The sequence below is a fragment of the Rhizobiales bacterium NRL2 genome (assembly GCA_001664005.1).
In the GTDB taxonomy this organism is placed as follows: Bacteria; Pseudomonadota; Alphaproteobacteria; order Minwuiales; family Minwuiaceae; genus Minwuia.
The window spans coordinates 3,080,415-3,094,870 of sequence record CP016093.1 but is presented as its reverse complement, the minus strand read 5'-3'; the positions used below and the strand labels follow the sequence as shown (position 1 = coordinate 3,094,870).

Below are 14,456 nucleotides of genomic sequence, written 5' to 3'. Positions count from 1 at the left end.
GCGCTGCGGCGGCGCGGCTTTCTGCGCAACCGAAGAGACTCCGCCAGGCGACTGCAACGGCCCAGGCTCTAAGTTCTCGGGCGATGGGGGTTTGAATGCCCCACGAGACATGCCGTTCGATCGATGGGTGTTGTCATCCAATCGTCGCCAATCCCGGGAAGGTCTCGAGGAGCCAATAGGAGAAGGCCGCCAGATAGCCTGTCATCATTGCGACCCCCATCACCACCATGACCAGGCCGGCGAAGATCTGCAGGGGCCGGCCGAACCGGCGCATGACGCGCATCTGTGCGAGGAAGCCCCCCGTAAACGCTGCTGCCAGCAGAAACGGAACGCCGAGACCGAGCGAATAGATGGCAAGCAAGGTGATGCCTTGGGACATGGTGGCCGTGGCCGCGCTGACCGTGAGGATCGCGCCTAAGACCGGTCCGATGCAGGGCGTCCAGCCGAACGCAAAGGCCAGGCCGAGGACGTACGCGCCGACCGGCCGGCCTCCCGGGATGTTCGCATGAAACCGGAATTCGCGGTGGAGCCAACTTGGATTGAGCAGTCCTGTCATGAACAGCCCGAAGGCGATGATGATGGCGCCACCGACAATATTCGTCTCATAGCGGTACTGGAGGAGCAGCTGGCCGAGCGCCGTGGCACTCGCTCCCAGGACGACGAACACCGTGCTGAAGCCCAGCACGAAAAGCATGCTCAAGCCCAGAGCCGGAAGTTTCGTCGCCGAAACGCGCTGCGTCCGCGGACCATTCAGGCTCTCGCCCGCCACGTAGGAGACGTAGCCGGGGACGAGGGGCAGGACGCAGGGAGACAGAAAGGAGATCGCCCCGGCGGCGAAGGCGGTCAGGACGCCGATGCTGGAAAGCTCAAGCATTCAAATGCAGTTCCGAGTCCCATGTCACTAGATCGTTCAGTGTTTTGATTGAATCGATTTGGGATTCCCAGATCGGTCGGGTTCTGATTCAACATGCTGGCTGGAGAAGGAGGCCAGCATGTGATGGTTCGACCTTATTCTCTTGATCTCCGCGAGCGGGTGGCTGCGGCCCTTGAAGCCGGTGGCAGCTGCCGTGCCGTTGCGTCCCGGTTCGGTCTTTCCGTCGCGACGGTTGTGCGTTGGGGACAGCGCCAGCGGGCCCGCGGCCATGTCGCGCCGGATCGGTACGGAGGCCACCGCCGTCCTGTTCTTGAGCCGCACCGCGATCTGATCCGCGGTCTGGTCGCCGCCTGGCCGGACCGGCCGGTCCGGGAACTGCGGGCGGATCTTGCCGCGCGGGGGATCGTGGTTGCCGAAGACACCGTGCGTCGCTTCCTGCACGCCGAGGGGCTGAGCTTCAAAAAAAAGCGCCTTCGCCACGGAGCAGGACCGGCCTGAGATCGCACGCCGCCGCGTTCGCTGGAGACGCCACCAGAAGAGCATCGATCCGGCCCGTCTGGTCTTTGTCGACGAGACCTGGACCAGGACTGACGTGACCCCGAACTTTCTACCAACCAGGATTAGAGCCGGGCGGGTTTGTTGCGCATAGGCGCGGTTGAAGCAATGGGCTGCGTAGCGGAGCCCGAAGGGCGCAGCGGAGCAGGCCATTGCCTTTCCAGTTCAGCGGCGTAGGCCGCCGGTGGTTCGTATCCCAAGGATGAGTGGGGCCTCTCCCGATTGTAGTCCTCCGCCCAGGCCGCAATCTCAACCCGGGCGTGGGCCAGGCTGAGGAACAGCGTCTCGTTGAGCAGCTCGTCGCGCATCCGTCCGTTGAAACTTTCCACATAGCCGTTCTGCATGGGTCTGCCCGGCTGGATGTAATGCCATTCGACATCCGCCTCGCTGCACCACGCCAGCACGGCGTTGCTGGTAAGTTCGGTCCCATTGTCGCTCACGATCATGCCCGGCTTGCCGCGTCGTGCGATCAGTGCGTCGAGCTCGCGCACGACCCGCTGCCCGGAGATCGAGGTGTCCGGCACGGCAGCAAGGCATTCCCTGGTCACGTCATCGACGACATTGAGCACGCGGAACCGTCGGCCACAGACCATCTGATCGTGGACGAAGTCGAGGCTCCACCGTTGGTTCGGCAGGGCCATTACAGGAGCAGGCGCCCTGGTCCCGACAGCACGTCTGCGGCTGCGCCGCCGCCGGACAGCCAGTCCTTCCTCGACATAGAGCCGCTGGGTCTTCTTGCGGTTGATCATCACGCCCTCACGCCGCAGCAGGATGTGCAGCCGCCTGTAGCCAAACCGCCGCCGCTGGTTCGCCAGTTCCCGCAGCCTGCTGCGAAGCTCGGCATCATCACCGCGCCTGGACAGATAGCGCACGCTCGTGCGGTCGGCATTGATCACACGGCACGCCCGCCGTTCGCTCATCTCGTGACAGGATCGGAGATGGGCGACAGCTTCCCGCTTCGCGGCAGGCGTCACCACTTTTTTGACAGCAGATCCTTCAGAGCAGCATTGTCCAGCATCTGCTCCGCCAGCATCTTCTTCAGCTTGGTATTCTCGCCTTCAAGGGCCTTCAGACGCCGCGCGTCCGAGACCTCAAGCCCGCCATACTTCGACTTCCAGTTATAGATCGTCGCCTCGGATACGCCGTGCCTACGGGCAAGATCAGCGGTCTTCGCGCCAGCCTCAGCCTCCTTCAGCACCCCGATGATCTGCTCTTCCGTGAACTTCGCTCTCTTCATCTCGTCCGTCCTTCTCCAAGGGCCGGACTCTAATCAAGATTGGAGGAAAATCAGGGGGTCACGTCAGGACCAACATGGCCCCGCTCCGGGGTTGGGGCCAACGCGGCGAGCGGCTGATCGGCAAGTCGCCGCATGGGCGCTGGCGGACCTACACCTTCCTTGCCGCCTTGCGCAGCGACCGCGTCGAGGCGCCCTGCCTGTTCGACGGGCCGATCAACGGAAAACGCTTCCGCGCCTGGGTCGAGCAGGCATTGGTCCCGAAGTTGAAGGCCGGCGATGTCGTGGTCATGGACAATCTCGGCAGCCACAAGGGCAAGGCCGTCCGGCAAGCCATCCGGCGCGCCGGCGCGCACCTGCTCTTCCTGCCCGCCTACAGTCCCGACCTGAACCCCATCGAGCAGCTCTTCTCCAAGCTCAAGCACTGGCTTCGCCGGCAGCAGGCGAGAACCTGCGATACCCTGTGCAACGCCATCGCAAACACCCTCGACAACCTCACTGCAAGGGAATGCGCCAACTACATCCGAAACGCCGGATACGCTTCAATCTAAATGCGGAACGGTCTAGTGGAGCGAATCCAACTCTTGGTCCCCGCGTTTGACGGCTTCGATGATCCGGTCGGGATCGGCGGTCCAGACGAACGGCCTGGACGCCTGGTTGTGCTCGGCGACGAAGCGATTGATGGCGGCCTGCAGGTCGACCAGAGAGTGGAACACGCCGCGCTTCAGGCGGCGCTTGCTGAGCCGGGCGAAGAAGCCTTCCACGGCGTTCAGCCAGGAGCAGGAGGTCGGCACGAAGTGGAAGGTGAAGCGCGGATGACGGGCGAGCCAGGCGCGGACCTTCGGGTGCTTGTGGGCGGCGTAGTTGTCCAGGATCAGGTGGATGCTCTTGTCGGCGGGGGTGTGACGCTCGATCAGGTTGAGGAAGCGGATGAACTCCTGGTGGCGGTGACGCTGCATGTTGCGCCCGATGACGGTGCCGTCGAGCACCCCGGATCGGGTCCGGGGCAGGCTGTTCAGCGCGGCGAACAGCGTGGTCGTTCCGTGGCGTTTGTAGTCGTGGGTCATCGTGCCGGCGCGGCCCTTCTTGAGCGGCAGCCCTGGCTGGGTCCGGTCGAGCGCCTGGATCTGACTCTTCTCGTCGACCGAGAAGACGAGCGCGTGCGCCGGCGGGTCCATGTAGAGGCCGACGACGTCGCGCAGCTTGTCGGCGAACTCGGGATCGGTGGAGAGCTTGAACTGGCGGACGCGGTGGGGCTGCAGGCCGTGCTTACGCCAGATACGCTGCACGGAACTGACGCTGATTCCGCTGGCCGCGGCCATCATCGTGCCGGTCCAGTGGGTAGCCTCCTTCGGCGGCGGCTCGAAGGTCAGTGCCAACACCCGGTCGACCACCTCCTGACCGAGCGGCGGGATGCCCGGCGGCCGCGTCTTGTCGCGAAAGAGCCCGTCCACGCCCTGCTCGGCGAACCTCTCCTGCCAGCGCCAGACGCACGTCTTGGACTTGCCAGTCTCCCGCATGATCGCGTTGGTGCCGAAACCGTCGGCCGTGCAGAGGACGATCCGGGCTCGCCAGACATGGTTCTGAGGGGCGTTCCGATCCCGGACGAGCGCCTCAAGACGACAGCGGTCATCCGGAGAAACTTCGAAGCTGATACCCGTGCGCATGCCGCAGACTCGCACCCAAAACCGACAATGGGAATCCCCATCGGGACTCCACTGTCGGGTTCAATCCACTAGGAGGAGCGACGGGGCGATCATCGCGCGCCCGACATTTTCTCGCCGTCTGCCAGATCGGCGAGGATGGGACAATCGGGCCGACTGTCGCCTCGGCACCGTTCGATCAAGGTGGCGAGCGTCCTGCGCATCGACCTCAGCTCCTCGATCTTGCGGTCGAGCGTCTCCAGGTGCTCGACCGCCAGCGCCTTCACAGAGGCGCTGGAACGGCGCCTGTTGTGCCATAGATCGAGCAGGTCGCGCACTTCGTCGACGGAGAATCCCAGGCCGCGCGCACGCTTGATGAAATTGAGCGTATGCATGTCGATGTCGTCATAGCTGCGATAGCCGTTCGGACGACGGTCCGCCGAAGGAATCAGGCCAATGCTCTCATAGTAGCGGATCGTCTTGGGCGGAACGCCCGACTTCTCCGCAACGGCTCCAATGTTCATCGCTCGATCACTCCTTTCTTCCAATGCTCGCCCTTCGCCCTCGGTCATCGAAGTGCCACGCCATCTGATCGTCAGCCGATCCGAATCCGCGCATCGTCGAGGAAGGCATACGGGGGCACGACCAGATTGCGGGGAGCGGGGCCCTTGCGGACGCGGCCCGAGACATCGTAGTGGGAGCCGTGGCAGGGACAGAACCAGCCGCCCCACCCGCCCTTCGGGTCGCCGGTGTTCTGCCCCAGCGGCACGCATCCGAGATGCGTGCAGATCCCGATGACCACCAGCCACTCCGGCCGGATCACCCTTGCACTATCCGGCTCCGGATCGCGCAGGTCGGCGCCGTCGTCGGCCCGTGCCGCTGCGATCTGCTCGGGCGTCCGGTGATCGATGAAGACCGGTTGCCCGCGCCAATTCACCGTTATCCGCTGGCCTAGCTCAATCGGCCCCAGGTCCACTTCTATTGTGGACAGTGCAATGACATCCGCTGCCGGATTCATGCTGTCGATGAACGGCCACAGCGCAGCGCCCGTGCCCACGGCCACCGTCGCACCGGTCATCACATAGAGGAAGTCGCGGCGCGTTTCACTGCCGGATTCGTGTCTCTTTTTGGCGATTTCTCCGGTATTCATGACTATCACCCTGCAGGCTAACCGCCTGCCTCCTCTTCTTCGAAACGGCGAGGGCCGCTTCGGGGCATGGGCTCCGTGACTTCACCACCTCGTTCCGTGTCATTTCTCTCTTGCCGCCCGGATGAGCCCGCGGATGGCCTCTGCATCCGCGGCGCCTCGGAGCATCTCGTCGCCATCACGAAGCTCGGCGTCCCAGTGATCCGGAGCGCCCGGGCAAGCTCCCGGTTGCGCTCGATCGCCGCCTTGATTTCCGGCGCCTCCATGTCCTGCTTCAGTCGCTCAACGTCGAGACCGACTTGCGCTGCCACCTTGAGCACCTTCGACTCGTTGATAAGCCCGCTGGCCAGCATCAAGCCCTTGTGAAACGCGACGTACTTTCTCTGGCTCCGCGAGGCCAAAGCCGCGCGCGCCGCGAACTCGGAGTTCGGGCCGAGGATTGGCCACTCCTTGTAGACGAAGCGAAGCTTGGGATCGCCTTTCTCGATTTCGACGAGTGTCGACGCCACACCCCGGCAATAGGGACAGTTGTAGTCAAAGAACTCGACGAGATTGACATCACCCTCGGGATTGCCGCCGACGGGAGTCTCAGGATCATTGAAAATCTCATCGCTACGCGCCGAAATGATCCGTCCGAGTTCGTCGGTCTGCATCGCGCGCTGCTGCTGCTCCACCCGCTGAAGCGATTCGACAAGAACCTGCGGGGTCTCGACCAGGTAATTACGCACACGCTGCTCAAACTCGTCCCCCTGCTGCCGAGGGCCTCCGGTCAGGACGATGCCAGCTATATCGAGTGCAATCCATCCACCGATGGCCAACACAGCTCCAAGGGAACCCAAACCAACAATCTTCAACGGTGTCACAGCGTTACCTCCCCACCGTGCGCCGTCACAGAGTTCGCAACAATAGAGAGAGCCGCGGCCATCACCAGGAGCAAGCCGATCATGACGCCCACGGGGCGGAGAGACCTAGTCCGCATTCGTTTCCCTCCCACCATCCGAGTGGCTTGACGACGTGGCGCTTGGCGCTGGGAAGCCCCCCGCGAACCAAAGTCTCTTCCCACTGGAACTGCCGCTGCTCCGATGTCCAAAGAGTCTTCAAATACGTAATGACGTTCCGGATCTCATCTGGTGAGAGCTCGTCTCGGAAAGCGGGCATTGTGAGGTGCCGGGTCTTGTTGAAGGGATCCCGCCAGCCCTCGCTGACCATCCGGTACAGCAAGGCGTCGGAATGCTTCCAGGTATGGCCCTTCGCGTTATGGGGTGGCGCCGGCAGCTCACCCCGGGCATTCGGCCTCTCCCAATTCGCCTGACCTTCGCCGCGGGGTCCATGGCAGGATGCGCAGTGCTCTTGGTACACCCTGCGTCCCGCTTCTACTCGTTCAGGGTCCAACGGGGGCGGGCCGCCATCCGCCAGCACACCACCCGCATTAAGCGCCAACAGCATCACGGCACCTTTCAGCAATGACCTCACACATCCACTCACTCCCACTGCTTGCCCTTGTCCCGGCTTTGCACGACACGGCCATCGGACAACAGGGCATGGAGCACGCCCGAAGGCGAATATGCGAGCGCATTGACCTGCGCGCCCGGCGAGCCGACCGCTTGCCACTCCTCGCCACCGTCGACGGTGCGGAACACCTCTCGGCCCGTGGCTGCATAAAGCTCCATCGGCTGCTTGGGGTCGTACGCAACGGCTGAGACCGAGCCCGGCAAGCTGCCGGCAGGGCGCCAGCCGCAGAAGCAGTCCATCGAGCGATAGACGCCTTTGTCGGTGGCGGCGAAGAGCCAGCCGGATTGCATGCTGCCTTCGAGGTTGGAATGGATGAGCCGCCGAATATCGGCTTCAGGCCCCTTGTCCACCATGCGCCACTGAGCGCCGCCGTCCTCGCTGCGGTAGACGCCTTCTCCCGCGACCACGGCGAAGAGAGTATCGGGCGCGGTGCTGTGCGCCGCAAAGGCGACTACGTCGCGGCCCGGGAGCCCCTGGTCGACGTGGCTCCAACTCTTGCCGGCATCGACGCTCTTCAGCACGCCTAGCCCGATGCCCGCCACGTACAGCTGGCTTTGTTCGCCCACCGAGACAGCGACCGCCGCGACCCTGCCGCCGTCAGGCTGCGCTGCGAGCGGCACTTTCGTCCATTGCTTGCCGCCGCCATTACCGCGGTACAGCGCCTGTCCGTCGGACTTGTACAGGGTCTCCGTCTGCGGCGCAGAGGCAAGCGCGCTCACCGCCTGATCCATGCCCCCAGCGGCCTGCGCAGCCTGAAGACCGGCCAGCACTGATGCGGCCATGACGATCGTGGCGAGTTGGCGGGCCAGTTTCACGATGACGGTAGGCATTTCATTCACCCATTTCAGTTAAGCGAGCGCTAGAGAGGCGATTCGCGCTTTGCGGCACGAGAAGCAGCGGTAGGGAGAGGTGTCTACGCGACTGTCTCATGGTCAGACAGTCCCCGGTACGCGCTGCCCGGCACCGGCCCGCCACTCATCGAAGCTGAAGGAGTCCAGATCCCGGAGGAGATAGAGCGCGGCAAAGGCGCCGAGGATAGGCACGGCCGCAAGATACAGATGCTGCGGCTCACCCGAGATCAAGCCCCAGGGATCGATGATCAGGCGGGCCGAGACGATCGTCGTGGCTGCGTGGACGAGCAGGCCGATGCCATAGCTCCAGCGCCGGAATGCCCCGACAATGATCGCGACGGCCAGGACGGATTCGAGCGCGCCCAGGACATAGGTCGCAGCCGTCGAGGCGGACACGCCATAGAAATAGTCGAAGATCGCGACGCTGCGTTCCGTCACGATGAACTTCTCGAGCCCCCAGACGAGAAGGAACACGCCCAACGCGACTCGGAGGACCGCCAGGGCTGCGCCGAACCGCCGTCTGAGGCGGGGATCGAACGACGTTGCCGCGGTCTGGCTCATGGCCGTTTCCTCTTGTGTTCCATGTTTCCCACCCATGCCTCACTGCACCGTGGCGTGGACACCCAGCTCGACATCCGGGCGGCTCGGGTCGTTGGTGTTGAACTTCACGTTTCTTGCGACCGACCCCTCAACTGGCATCAGGGACGGCCTGTAGATGACCCGCACGGTCGGGGTGAGGCTGGGCTCAACAACGCCCTTCCAGCTCTGGATGGCAGGCGCGTTGTGCATCTCCATGTTGAAGAGCGGGCTCTTCTCGTCGTCGATGACAACCTGCGCGAAGGTACACATGCATGAGGTGCGGACCTGAGAAAGCTCGAGAGGCTTGCCGCCCATGTTAGGCAGGAAGAATTCAGCGGTCCGCTCGTCGGAAACCCGCATCGTCCCGAGCTCGCGCTCCTCCTTGACGATGTGCACCTTGGCTTGCTCGATGTATGCGGCCCCGCTATCCGCCGCCGGCGGCGGAGTCCTGCTTTGCGGCACCAGAAAGCCTGTCAACGCGTCGTAGCCGAGCGTGCCAGCGACGATGAGAACGGTGCCAGCGGCCAGACCGGCGAGGACAGACTTATGTCTGCTCGCGGCCGGCGGCCCGCCGGGTGCTTGGGCTGCAGCAGCCTTCTTGGTGGCCTTGGATCGTTTGCTTTTCGGGTTCGGCTTCTTCATGATATCAGTTCACAGGTGCCAGCTCTCGCCGCCGTCGCGGATGCAACAGATCGGCCGTGCGCGGAGAAGGAGCTCACCCGTTTCAGAGTGGATCGCAAACGCGTGCGCATGTCCTTCGAAAGGCGAGGGCGCGAGCTCGTCGCTCTCGGCGGACAATGTCGCGGCCTGCGATAGAAGGATGCCGCCGAAAATCGGTGCGAGAACGTTCGGCACCGCCCGCCTCGAGGTCATTTCCATGCTTGCCGATCCTTCAATCTTACTCAACCTGTTGCTTGCCTATTGCCGAGCTGGCGCTGCATCGCGAGATCCTTCGCTCCGAATCGATGCGGCCGCAGTAATGCCAGTTGCCCTCCGAGATGCCGATGCTGTGTCGTCGCTCGCCGAACCCGGCACATATGAGACATTGTGCTTTCGCATGTATCGATCGCGGGCCTCCCTGCCCTGATCGAAAAAGGTGTAAGAAAGAGTGATTGTCGCAACTTCCTTCGCGTTGGAGTCTTCGACAAGCTTGGGGTCGACGAAGAAGTTCACCGTGAATTCCTTCTCCTCCCCGGGGAGGAGAAGCTGCTTGGTGAAGCAGAAGCACTCGATCTTGTTGAAGTATTCACCCGTCTTGAACGGCGTGACGTTGAAGGTCGCCGTGCCGAGGTAAGGTTCGTTGCCGATGTTGTTGCCTCTGTACGCGACAACGCGCTCTTCGCCGAGACGAAGCGTCACCGGCTCGGGCGCGGTGAAACGCCAGGGCAAGCCGGACGCCACGTTGGCGTCGAAGCGGACAGTGATCTCCCGATCTATGACGGTCGTGGAGCCTTCTTCCGCTGTCCGCGTCGTTCCGCCGAAACCCGTGGCTTCACAGAACAGCCGATAGAGCGGCACCGAGTAGTAGACGAGCGTGCCCATCGCCATCGGTACGAGGAGGACGGCTGCGAGAACCATAAGGTTTCGTTGTCGAAGCTTTGGTGCTGCGACTGTCTCCGTTTTGGCGCGTTCGGGGCTTTTCACCATGACAACAGGCCCATCACCCTGTCCCACAGGCTCTGCTCGACATGACCGTGGCCCGGAGGGGCATCCGACTCGTTCGTGAGGGCATTTATGTACGTAACGAGATTGGTCGGCTCGAATTTCAGCCCATGGAAATTGGCGCGCCAGCGGCCCCGCTTGTCGAAGATGTGAGTGACCACGCCATGTACTTGGTAGCCGTCCTCGGTTGTGGTGAACTTGTGGCCGTGGGCCTCGGCCAGCCGGCGGGTCGCGTCTTCCGGCTGCTCCGGTCTCGTCGTTAAGAACACCCAATTCACTGGATCGAGTCCATGTGCCGGACCGTAGTCGCGCAGCACATCGGGCGTGTCGTTCTTGGGGTCCGTGGTGATCGTGACGAACTGAACGTGATCCTTCATCGGAGTCTGGTTCACCATCTCTTGGCTCTCGGCGATCCGGTCAGCGTGCAGCGGGCACGCATCGGGACACCCGGCATAGATGAAGTGCAGGACCGTGACTTTGCCGCGCAGATCAGCCCGGCTGACCGCATTCCCGTTGGCATCCAGGAGCGTGAAGTCCGGCGCCTCCTTGTCGAGCGGCTGGAAGTACTTCTCCTTGTCGCCCATCAGCCGGTCGAGCTCGCCCTTGTCCTTGATGGAATGCGCGCCGGCCGGCATCAAGATCGCCGCAAACACAGCTAGCGTCAGAACGGAAAGAATTGCGAGCAGGCTTCTCATACCTTTTCTCCAGTTCCAGGGCGCCTTGGAAACCTTCAGCGGCCTAACCGTCTATTCGATCAACGCCGCAGCAGTACATGCGGGTGCCGCCTTTGCCGTGCGAATGCTGCATGTGGCCGCTGTAGCGATCTGCGCCCGCGTGGATCATCAGGCTGCGCCCCTTCACGTCCGCGACCTTGACGCGCGGCGCCAGGACAGGGATCGAGACGGAGCCATCAGGTTCGACCATCACGTTCGGTAGGTCACCCAGATGGCCGTCCCCGTAGGGGCCCGTGTGCTGGTCGGTGTCCTTCAGGTCGTAGTGGCCGCCGGCGGCGCCCCCGGGAATCACGTCGCCATCCTTGTTTACCGGTCCGCAGTCCGGATTTTGATGGACATGGAGGCCGTGCAGCCCGGGTTCTACCCCTGTCAGATCCGGCGTGATCAGGAGGCCGTACTCGCTGTCCTCGAGCTGCACCCGTCCGATCTCCTTGCTGAACCCGTCTTTTGTCACCTCGTGCAGTGTGACGCTGGTCTCGCCCGCAAAAGCAGGCTGGGCCGTGACCGCAAGCACGGCTATGCCGGTAGCGACCACCACCGTCTTCGGGTAACGCAGCTCGCCAATGCTTGATGTCTTCGATCCGTATTGCACGCCGCGCCGAAGACGGCAGTCTTCTTTGAGCATCTGAATCCCTGTACGTATCTGAATCCCTGTACGTATCTGAATCCCTGTACGTATCTGAATCCCTGTACGTTCCGTCGATGATATCGTCAGTTTCATGAACGCCGGCCCGCCCGCCCCGCTGGCTCTAGAAAAACGAGACAGCGCTCCGGGCGGGCAGGCCGGCTTTGACCTCAGCCTTCCTTTTCGGGCGCTTGGTCCGTCTCGGGGGCATTCTCACGCCGTTGCTCGTTGGGCTTGCCGGAACCGCCCTGATGCATGGACTGCATCATCTTGTTGCAGTTCTCCATCATCTCGCTCATCTGGCCCATCATATTCATCATGCCGCCTTGGCCGCCTTGCATCATGCCGCCCGACTGGCCTTGATCAGGTGTATCGGCGTAAGCGTAGAGGGCGGGCGTGCCCGCCAGTGCGGCGGCGACAGCGGCTGCACTCAAGACCGTCTTCAGGTTCGTGCGCATCGGTTCAACTCCTTTTCGTTTCTCAGTGCGTGGATCACGGCATTCGACCGGCGCAACTGTCTGCCCGTGGTCGGGCAACAGCCTCACGACGGTGAGTGCCACGGCTAGACCTCGTCACGAGGCTTTGCCGATACGGTCGTTCCCGGCGTGCCCTTGGCGCTCTGATCGCCCGAAGAGCAGGACTTGCCGCCACCCTTCATGCACAGGCCAAGGGCGCACATTGCGGCGCAAGGTGCCAATGCCAGGAGGATCGGAGCGAGGCCAATGGCGACCAGCCAGCCCCAGTTGAGGGCAGCGCCGACTCCTAGGACGGCAACGGCCAAGAAGATCAGGCCGCGCCGTCCGCCCAGATATGGTCGGGCCCAATTAGTTGCGCGCCAGAGGTAGTATAGGCCCAGGTTGAGCCCGTCCTTTGCCAAGGACGGCTCGGCCACTTTCGTCCGTTCGTTCGGTGTGCTCATTGCGTCGCCTCGCTTGTTCAGTTGGTCCAACGTAATGGTTCTAGTAACTGGAAGGTCAACACCTTCGTGCTTGCGAAATCGCCCGCACTCGCCGTTGCTCCACACGTCACTGACTGCCTCCCCGCGCCGAGTGCGCCGCACCGGCCTCGGGCTCCACATACTGTTCGAGGACCTTCACGACCTCGTCGCTGTCCCACTCGGCTGGTCCCACGGTTCGGCCGATCTCACGACCCTCCCAGTCGACCAGCAGCGTTGTCGGAATGCCGACGGCACCCAGCTGCCGCGAGGCCTTGCCGGTCCGGTCCACGTAGATGCCAAGGTTCTCGAGGCCCAGCCCCTGATAGAAGGCCTTCACCGTCGACAGCCCCTTCCGGTCGATCGACAGGGGAACCACGCGGAAATCGGGACCGCCGAGCTTCGCCTGAAGCCGGTCGAGCGCAGGCATCTCCTCACGGCACGGCACGCACCACGTGGCCCAGATGTTGAGGAGCACCATCTGCCCCTCGAAGCCCTCGAGCGTCATCTCGCGGCCCTCGCCGTCAACGAACTTTAGCTCCGGTAGCGGCCTTGGGGTCTCCAGCGCGGAAAAGGAAAACCCCTTGTCGGAATGTGTCGCCGTGGTCGGCCCATCGGGTGCCGGCGACCCGGCGGACTCCTCTGGCACGGTCGTGCTGTAGTGGTGGTAGATACCGCCGGCGATGACTGCCGTGGTGGCTAGAACGCTTGCGGTGATGATCGCTGATTTCAAGCGCATGAACGACACTCGCGGCTACTCCATTCGACGTGTCGCCGAATGAAAGGTTGGAGCTTGCGGGCAACGAGCTTCACTTACGCAACTCCTCGATCAGTGGTCCGATCTTATCCCGATAGACGTCTGGTGTGACCGGCCCCACCTGCTTGAAGGCGATCCGCCCGTCTCGGTCGATGACGAAGGTCTCGGGGACGCCATAGACGCCCCATTCGATCGAGACCCGGCCGTTAAGATCGGCGCCGGTGCGCGTATAGGGATCGCCCAGATCATCGAGCCAGTTGGCGGCGTCCTGGGGACGGTCCTTGTAGTTGATCCCGTGGATGGGGACGACGCCTTGCTCACTGAGCCTCATGAACACCGGATGCTCGTAGCGGCAGGCCGTGCACCACGAGGCGAACACGTTGACGAGAGAGACCTCGCCCTTCAGGTCTTCGCTCGAAAGGCCCAGTGTGCGTCCCTGGACGGGTGGAAGGCTGAAGTCGGGGACGGCCTTGCCGATCAGCGCCGAGGGAAGCTCGCGCGGATCCCGGGTCAATCCCCAGCCGAGGGCCACCGCCAGACTCAGGAAGAAGACGACTGGTATCAAGAATGCGATGCGAAACCGCCGGTGCGGCCGGTCGGTGACCGCGCCGTGATCATCGGAAGTTAAGGAGCGTCCGACCATAACGGCTCACTCCGTCCCCGGCCCCTACGGCCGGTGAATAACAGATATTTGATGAGGGCCGCGGCACCGAGGATTAGCACGGCGAGCAGCAGAACACCGGCTCCCATCATCACCCAGCCGCCAAAGCCGCAATCCATAGTGTTCTGCATCATCGCAACGTTAGCTCCGTCTTTCCGTATCCGTCAGTCTTCCTCGCTGCCGTATCAGCTGCTGAAAGCCTCACGCACATGTCCACCTACTCTCTGGCAAACTCCTTGGACCAAACCGCCGAACCTTGTGGGATCTCGTAGATGATCAGCGGACCAGCCTTGCGGCCCGGCATTCCGGGTGCGCCGACCGGCATCCCCGGCAGCGAGATGCCCCTGATCTTCGGCTTCTCCGTCAGCAGCTTGTTGAGCGTGTCGATCGGGACGAGCCCTTCGACGACATAGCCGTCGATCGCTAGGGTGTGGCAGCCTTCGAAGCCTTTCGGCACCGCCGCCATGCGCTTGACGGTCTCGAACTGCCGATCGGGGACGGACTTGACCTCCACCTCGAGACCATGCCGCTCCAGATAGCTCGCGTACTCGTCGCAGCACCCGCATTGCAGGGGCTTGTACAGGGTCGGGGTCTTTGCTTCGTTGGCCGCTGCCGGCGAAATCGTTAGGATCGCTCCGATGGCGGCTCCGAGGATGTACGCTGCTTTCATTTTCGGTCTCTACTCTGG

22 protein-coding genes are annotated in these 14,456 nt (G+C 63.0%); 2 read left to right on the top strand and 20 right to left on the bottom strand.

All coding sequences use genetic code 11. The features are described 5' to 3' along the window. Window positions 1-133: 133 nt before the first annotated feature. The 4 genes from TEF_14445 to TEF_14430 all read right to left on the bottom strand — a co-directional run bounded on the left by TEF_14445 (window position 134) and on the right by TEF_14430 (window position 2,666). Window positions 134-874: a cytochrome C biogenesis protein gene (locus TEF_14445; GenBank protein ID ANK81861.1), complete on the bottom strand. Its 741-nt coding sequence runs from the start codon at window positions 872-874 to the stop codon at window positions 134-136. Window positions 875-910: 36 nt separating this feature from the next. Continuing rightward, window positions 911-1,354: a hypothetical protein gene (locus TEF_14440; GenBank protein ID ANK81860.1), complete on the bottom strand. Its 444-nt coding sequence runs from the start codon at window positions 1,352-1,354 to the stop codon at window positions 911-913. Window positions 1,355-1,494: 140 nt separating this feature from the next. Further along, the gene (locus TEF_14435; protein ID ANK81859.1) at window positions 1,495-2,406 is read right to left on the bottom strand and encodes an integrase; all 912 of its coding nucleotides are present in this window, start codon (window positions 2,404-2,406) and stop codon (window positions 1,495-1,497) included. Then, window positions 2,400-2,666 carry a transposase gene (locus tag TEF_14430; protein ANK81858.1) on the bottom strand — a complete coding sequence of 89 codons (267 nt, stop codon included), beginning with the start codon at window positions 2,664-2,666 and terminating at the stop codon, window positions 2,400-2,402. Before TEF_14430 ends, TEF_14435 begins: the two co-directional genes overlap by 7 nt. A 74-nt stretch (window positions 2,667-2,740) precedes the next feature. On the opposite strand from TEF_14430, the gene TEF_14425 reads away from it, so the two are divergent. Next, on the top strand, window positions 2,741-3,214 hold the full coding sequence (locus tag TEF_14425) for a transposase (protein ID ANK81857.1): 474 nt from the start codon (window positions 2,741-2,743) through the stop codon (window positions 3,212-3,214). 12 nt (window positions 3,215-3,226) lie between these two features. On the opposite strand, the gene TEF_14420 is transcribed toward TEF_14425, so the two are convergent. The 4 genes from TEF_14420 to TEF_14405 all read right to left on the bottom strand — a co-directional run bounded on the left by TEF_14420 (window position 3,227) and on the right by TEF_14405 (window position 6,274). Continuing rightward, entirely contained in the window at window positions 3,227-4,330 is a 1,104-nt protein-coding gene (locus TEF_14420) for a DDE endonuclease (protein ID ANK81856.1), read from the bottom strand. A gap of 89 nt (window positions 4,331-4,419) precedes the next feature. Continuing rightward, window positions 4,420-4,830 carry a Cu(I)-responsive transcriptional regulator gene (locus tag TEF_14415; protein ID ANK81855.1) on the bottom strand — a complete coding sequence of 137 codons (411 nt, stop codon included), beginning with the start codon at window positions 4,828-4,830 and terminating at the stop codon, window positions 4,420-4,422. Window positions 4,831-4,901: 71 nt separating this feature from the next. After that, window positions 4,902-5,456, bottom strand: coding sequence for a ubiquinol-cytochrome c reductase iron-sulfur subunit (locus TEF_14410; protein ID ANK81854.1), 555 nt, complete (start codon window positions 5,454-5,456; stop codon window positions 4,902-4,904). A gap of 17 nt (window positions 5,457-5,473) precedes the next feature. Next, window positions 5,474-6,274 (bottom strand): hypothetical protein, encoded by an 801-nt coding sequence (locus TEF_14405; protein ANK81853.1) that lies wholly within the window; start codon window positions 6,272-6,274, stop codon window positions 5,474-5,476. Between the two features lie 421 nt (window positions 6,275-6,695). Between TEF_14405 and TEF_14400 the strand changes: the two genes are divergently transcribed. Beyond that, window positions 6,696-6,920, top strand: a complete 225-nt coding sequence (locus TEF_14400; GenBank protein ID ANK81852.1) for a hypothetical protein — start codon at window positions 6,696-6,698, stop codon at window positions 6,918-6,920. Between the two features lie 14 nt (window positions 6,921-6,934). Here the strand turns inward: TEF_14400 and TEF_14395 are convergent, their stop codons facing one another. From TEF_14395 to TEF_14340, 12 genes are all read right to left on the bottom strand, one after another. Then, a complete protein-coding gene (locus tag TEF_14395; GenBank protein ANK83498.1) occupies window positions 6,935-7,747 on the bottom strand; it encodes a hypothetical protein in 813 nt (270 codons plus the stop codon). Window positions 7,748-7,897: 150 nt separating this feature from the next. Next, the gene (locus TEF_14390) at window positions 7,898-8,377 is read right to left on the bottom strand and encodes a hypothetical protein (GenBank protein ANK81851.1); all 480 of its coding nucleotides are present in this window, start codon (window positions 8,375-8,377) and stop codon (window positions 7,898-7,900) included. A gap of 39 nt (window positions 8,378-8,416) precedes the next feature. Continuing rightward, window positions 8,417-9,037 (bottom strand): hypothetical protein, encoded by a 621-nt coding sequence (locus tag TEF_14385; GenBank protein ID ANK81850.1) that lies wholly within the window; start codon window positions 9,035-9,037, stop codon window positions 8,417-8,419. A gap of 9 nt (window positions 9,038-9,046) precedes the next feature. Continuing rightward, window positions 9,047-9,274, bottom strand: a complete 228-nt coding sequence (locus TEF_14380; protein ID ANK81849.1) for a hypothetical protein — start codon at window positions 9,272-9,274, stop codon at window positions 9,047-9,049. A 39-nt stretch (window positions 9,275-9,313) separates the two neighbouring features. Further along, window positions 9,314-10,042: a cytochrome c oxidase assembly protein gene (locus TEF_14375; protein ID ANK81848.1), complete on the bottom strand. Its 729-nt coding sequence runs from the start codon at window positions 10,040-10,042 to the stop codon at window positions 9,314-9,316. Continuing rightward, the gene (locus TEF_14370; GenBank protein ID ANK81847.1) at window positions 10,036-10,752 is read right to left on the bottom strand and encodes a cytochrome-c oxidase; all 717 of its coding nucleotides are present in this window, start codon (window positions 10,750-10,752) and stop codon (window positions 10,036-10,038) included. The genes TEF_14375 and TEF_14370 overlap by 7 nt, the downstream gene beginning before the upstream one ends. Window positions 10,753-10,795: 43 nt before the next feature. Then, window positions 10,796-11,329, bottom strand: coding sequence for a superoxide dismutase (locus tag TEF_14365; GenBank protein ID ANK83497.1), 534 nt, complete (start codon window positions 11,327-11,329; stop codon window positions 10,796-10,798). A gap of 257 nt (window positions 11,330-11,586) precedes the next feature. After that, window positions 11,587-11,874, bottom strand: coding sequence for a hypothetical protein (locus tag TEF_14360; GenBank protein ID ANK81846.1), 288 nt, complete (start codon window positions 11,872-11,874; stop codon window positions 11,587-11,589). 104 nt (window positions 11,875-11,978) lie between these two features. Continuing rightward, the gene (locus TEF_14355) at window positions 11,979-12,293 is read right to left on the bottom strand and encodes a hypothetical protein (GenBank protein ID ANK83496.1); all 315 of its coding nucleotides are present in this window, start codon (window positions 12,291-12,293) and stop codon (window positions 11,979-11,981) included. Between the two features lie 148 nt (window positions 12,294-12,441). Then, window positions 12,442-13,089 (bottom strand): hypothetical protein, encoded by a 648-nt coding sequence (locus tag TEF_14350; GenBank protein ANK83495.1) that lies wholly within the window; start codon window positions 13,087-13,089, stop codon window positions 12,442-12,444. Window positions 13,090-13,159: 70 nt separating this feature from the next. Continuing rightward, on the bottom strand, window positions 13,160-13,750 hold the full coding sequence (locus TEF_14345; protein ID ANK81845.1) for a thiol:disulfide interchange protein: 591 nt from the start codon (window positions 13,748-13,750) through the stop codon (window positions 13,160-13,162). 235 nt (window positions 13,751-13,985) lie between these two features. Next, a complete protein-coding gene (locus tag TEF_14340) occupies window positions 13,986-14,438 on the bottom strand; it encodes a hypothetical protein (protein ID ANK81844.1) in 453 nt (150 codons plus the stop codon). Window positions 14,439-14,456 lie beyond the last annotated feature (18 nt).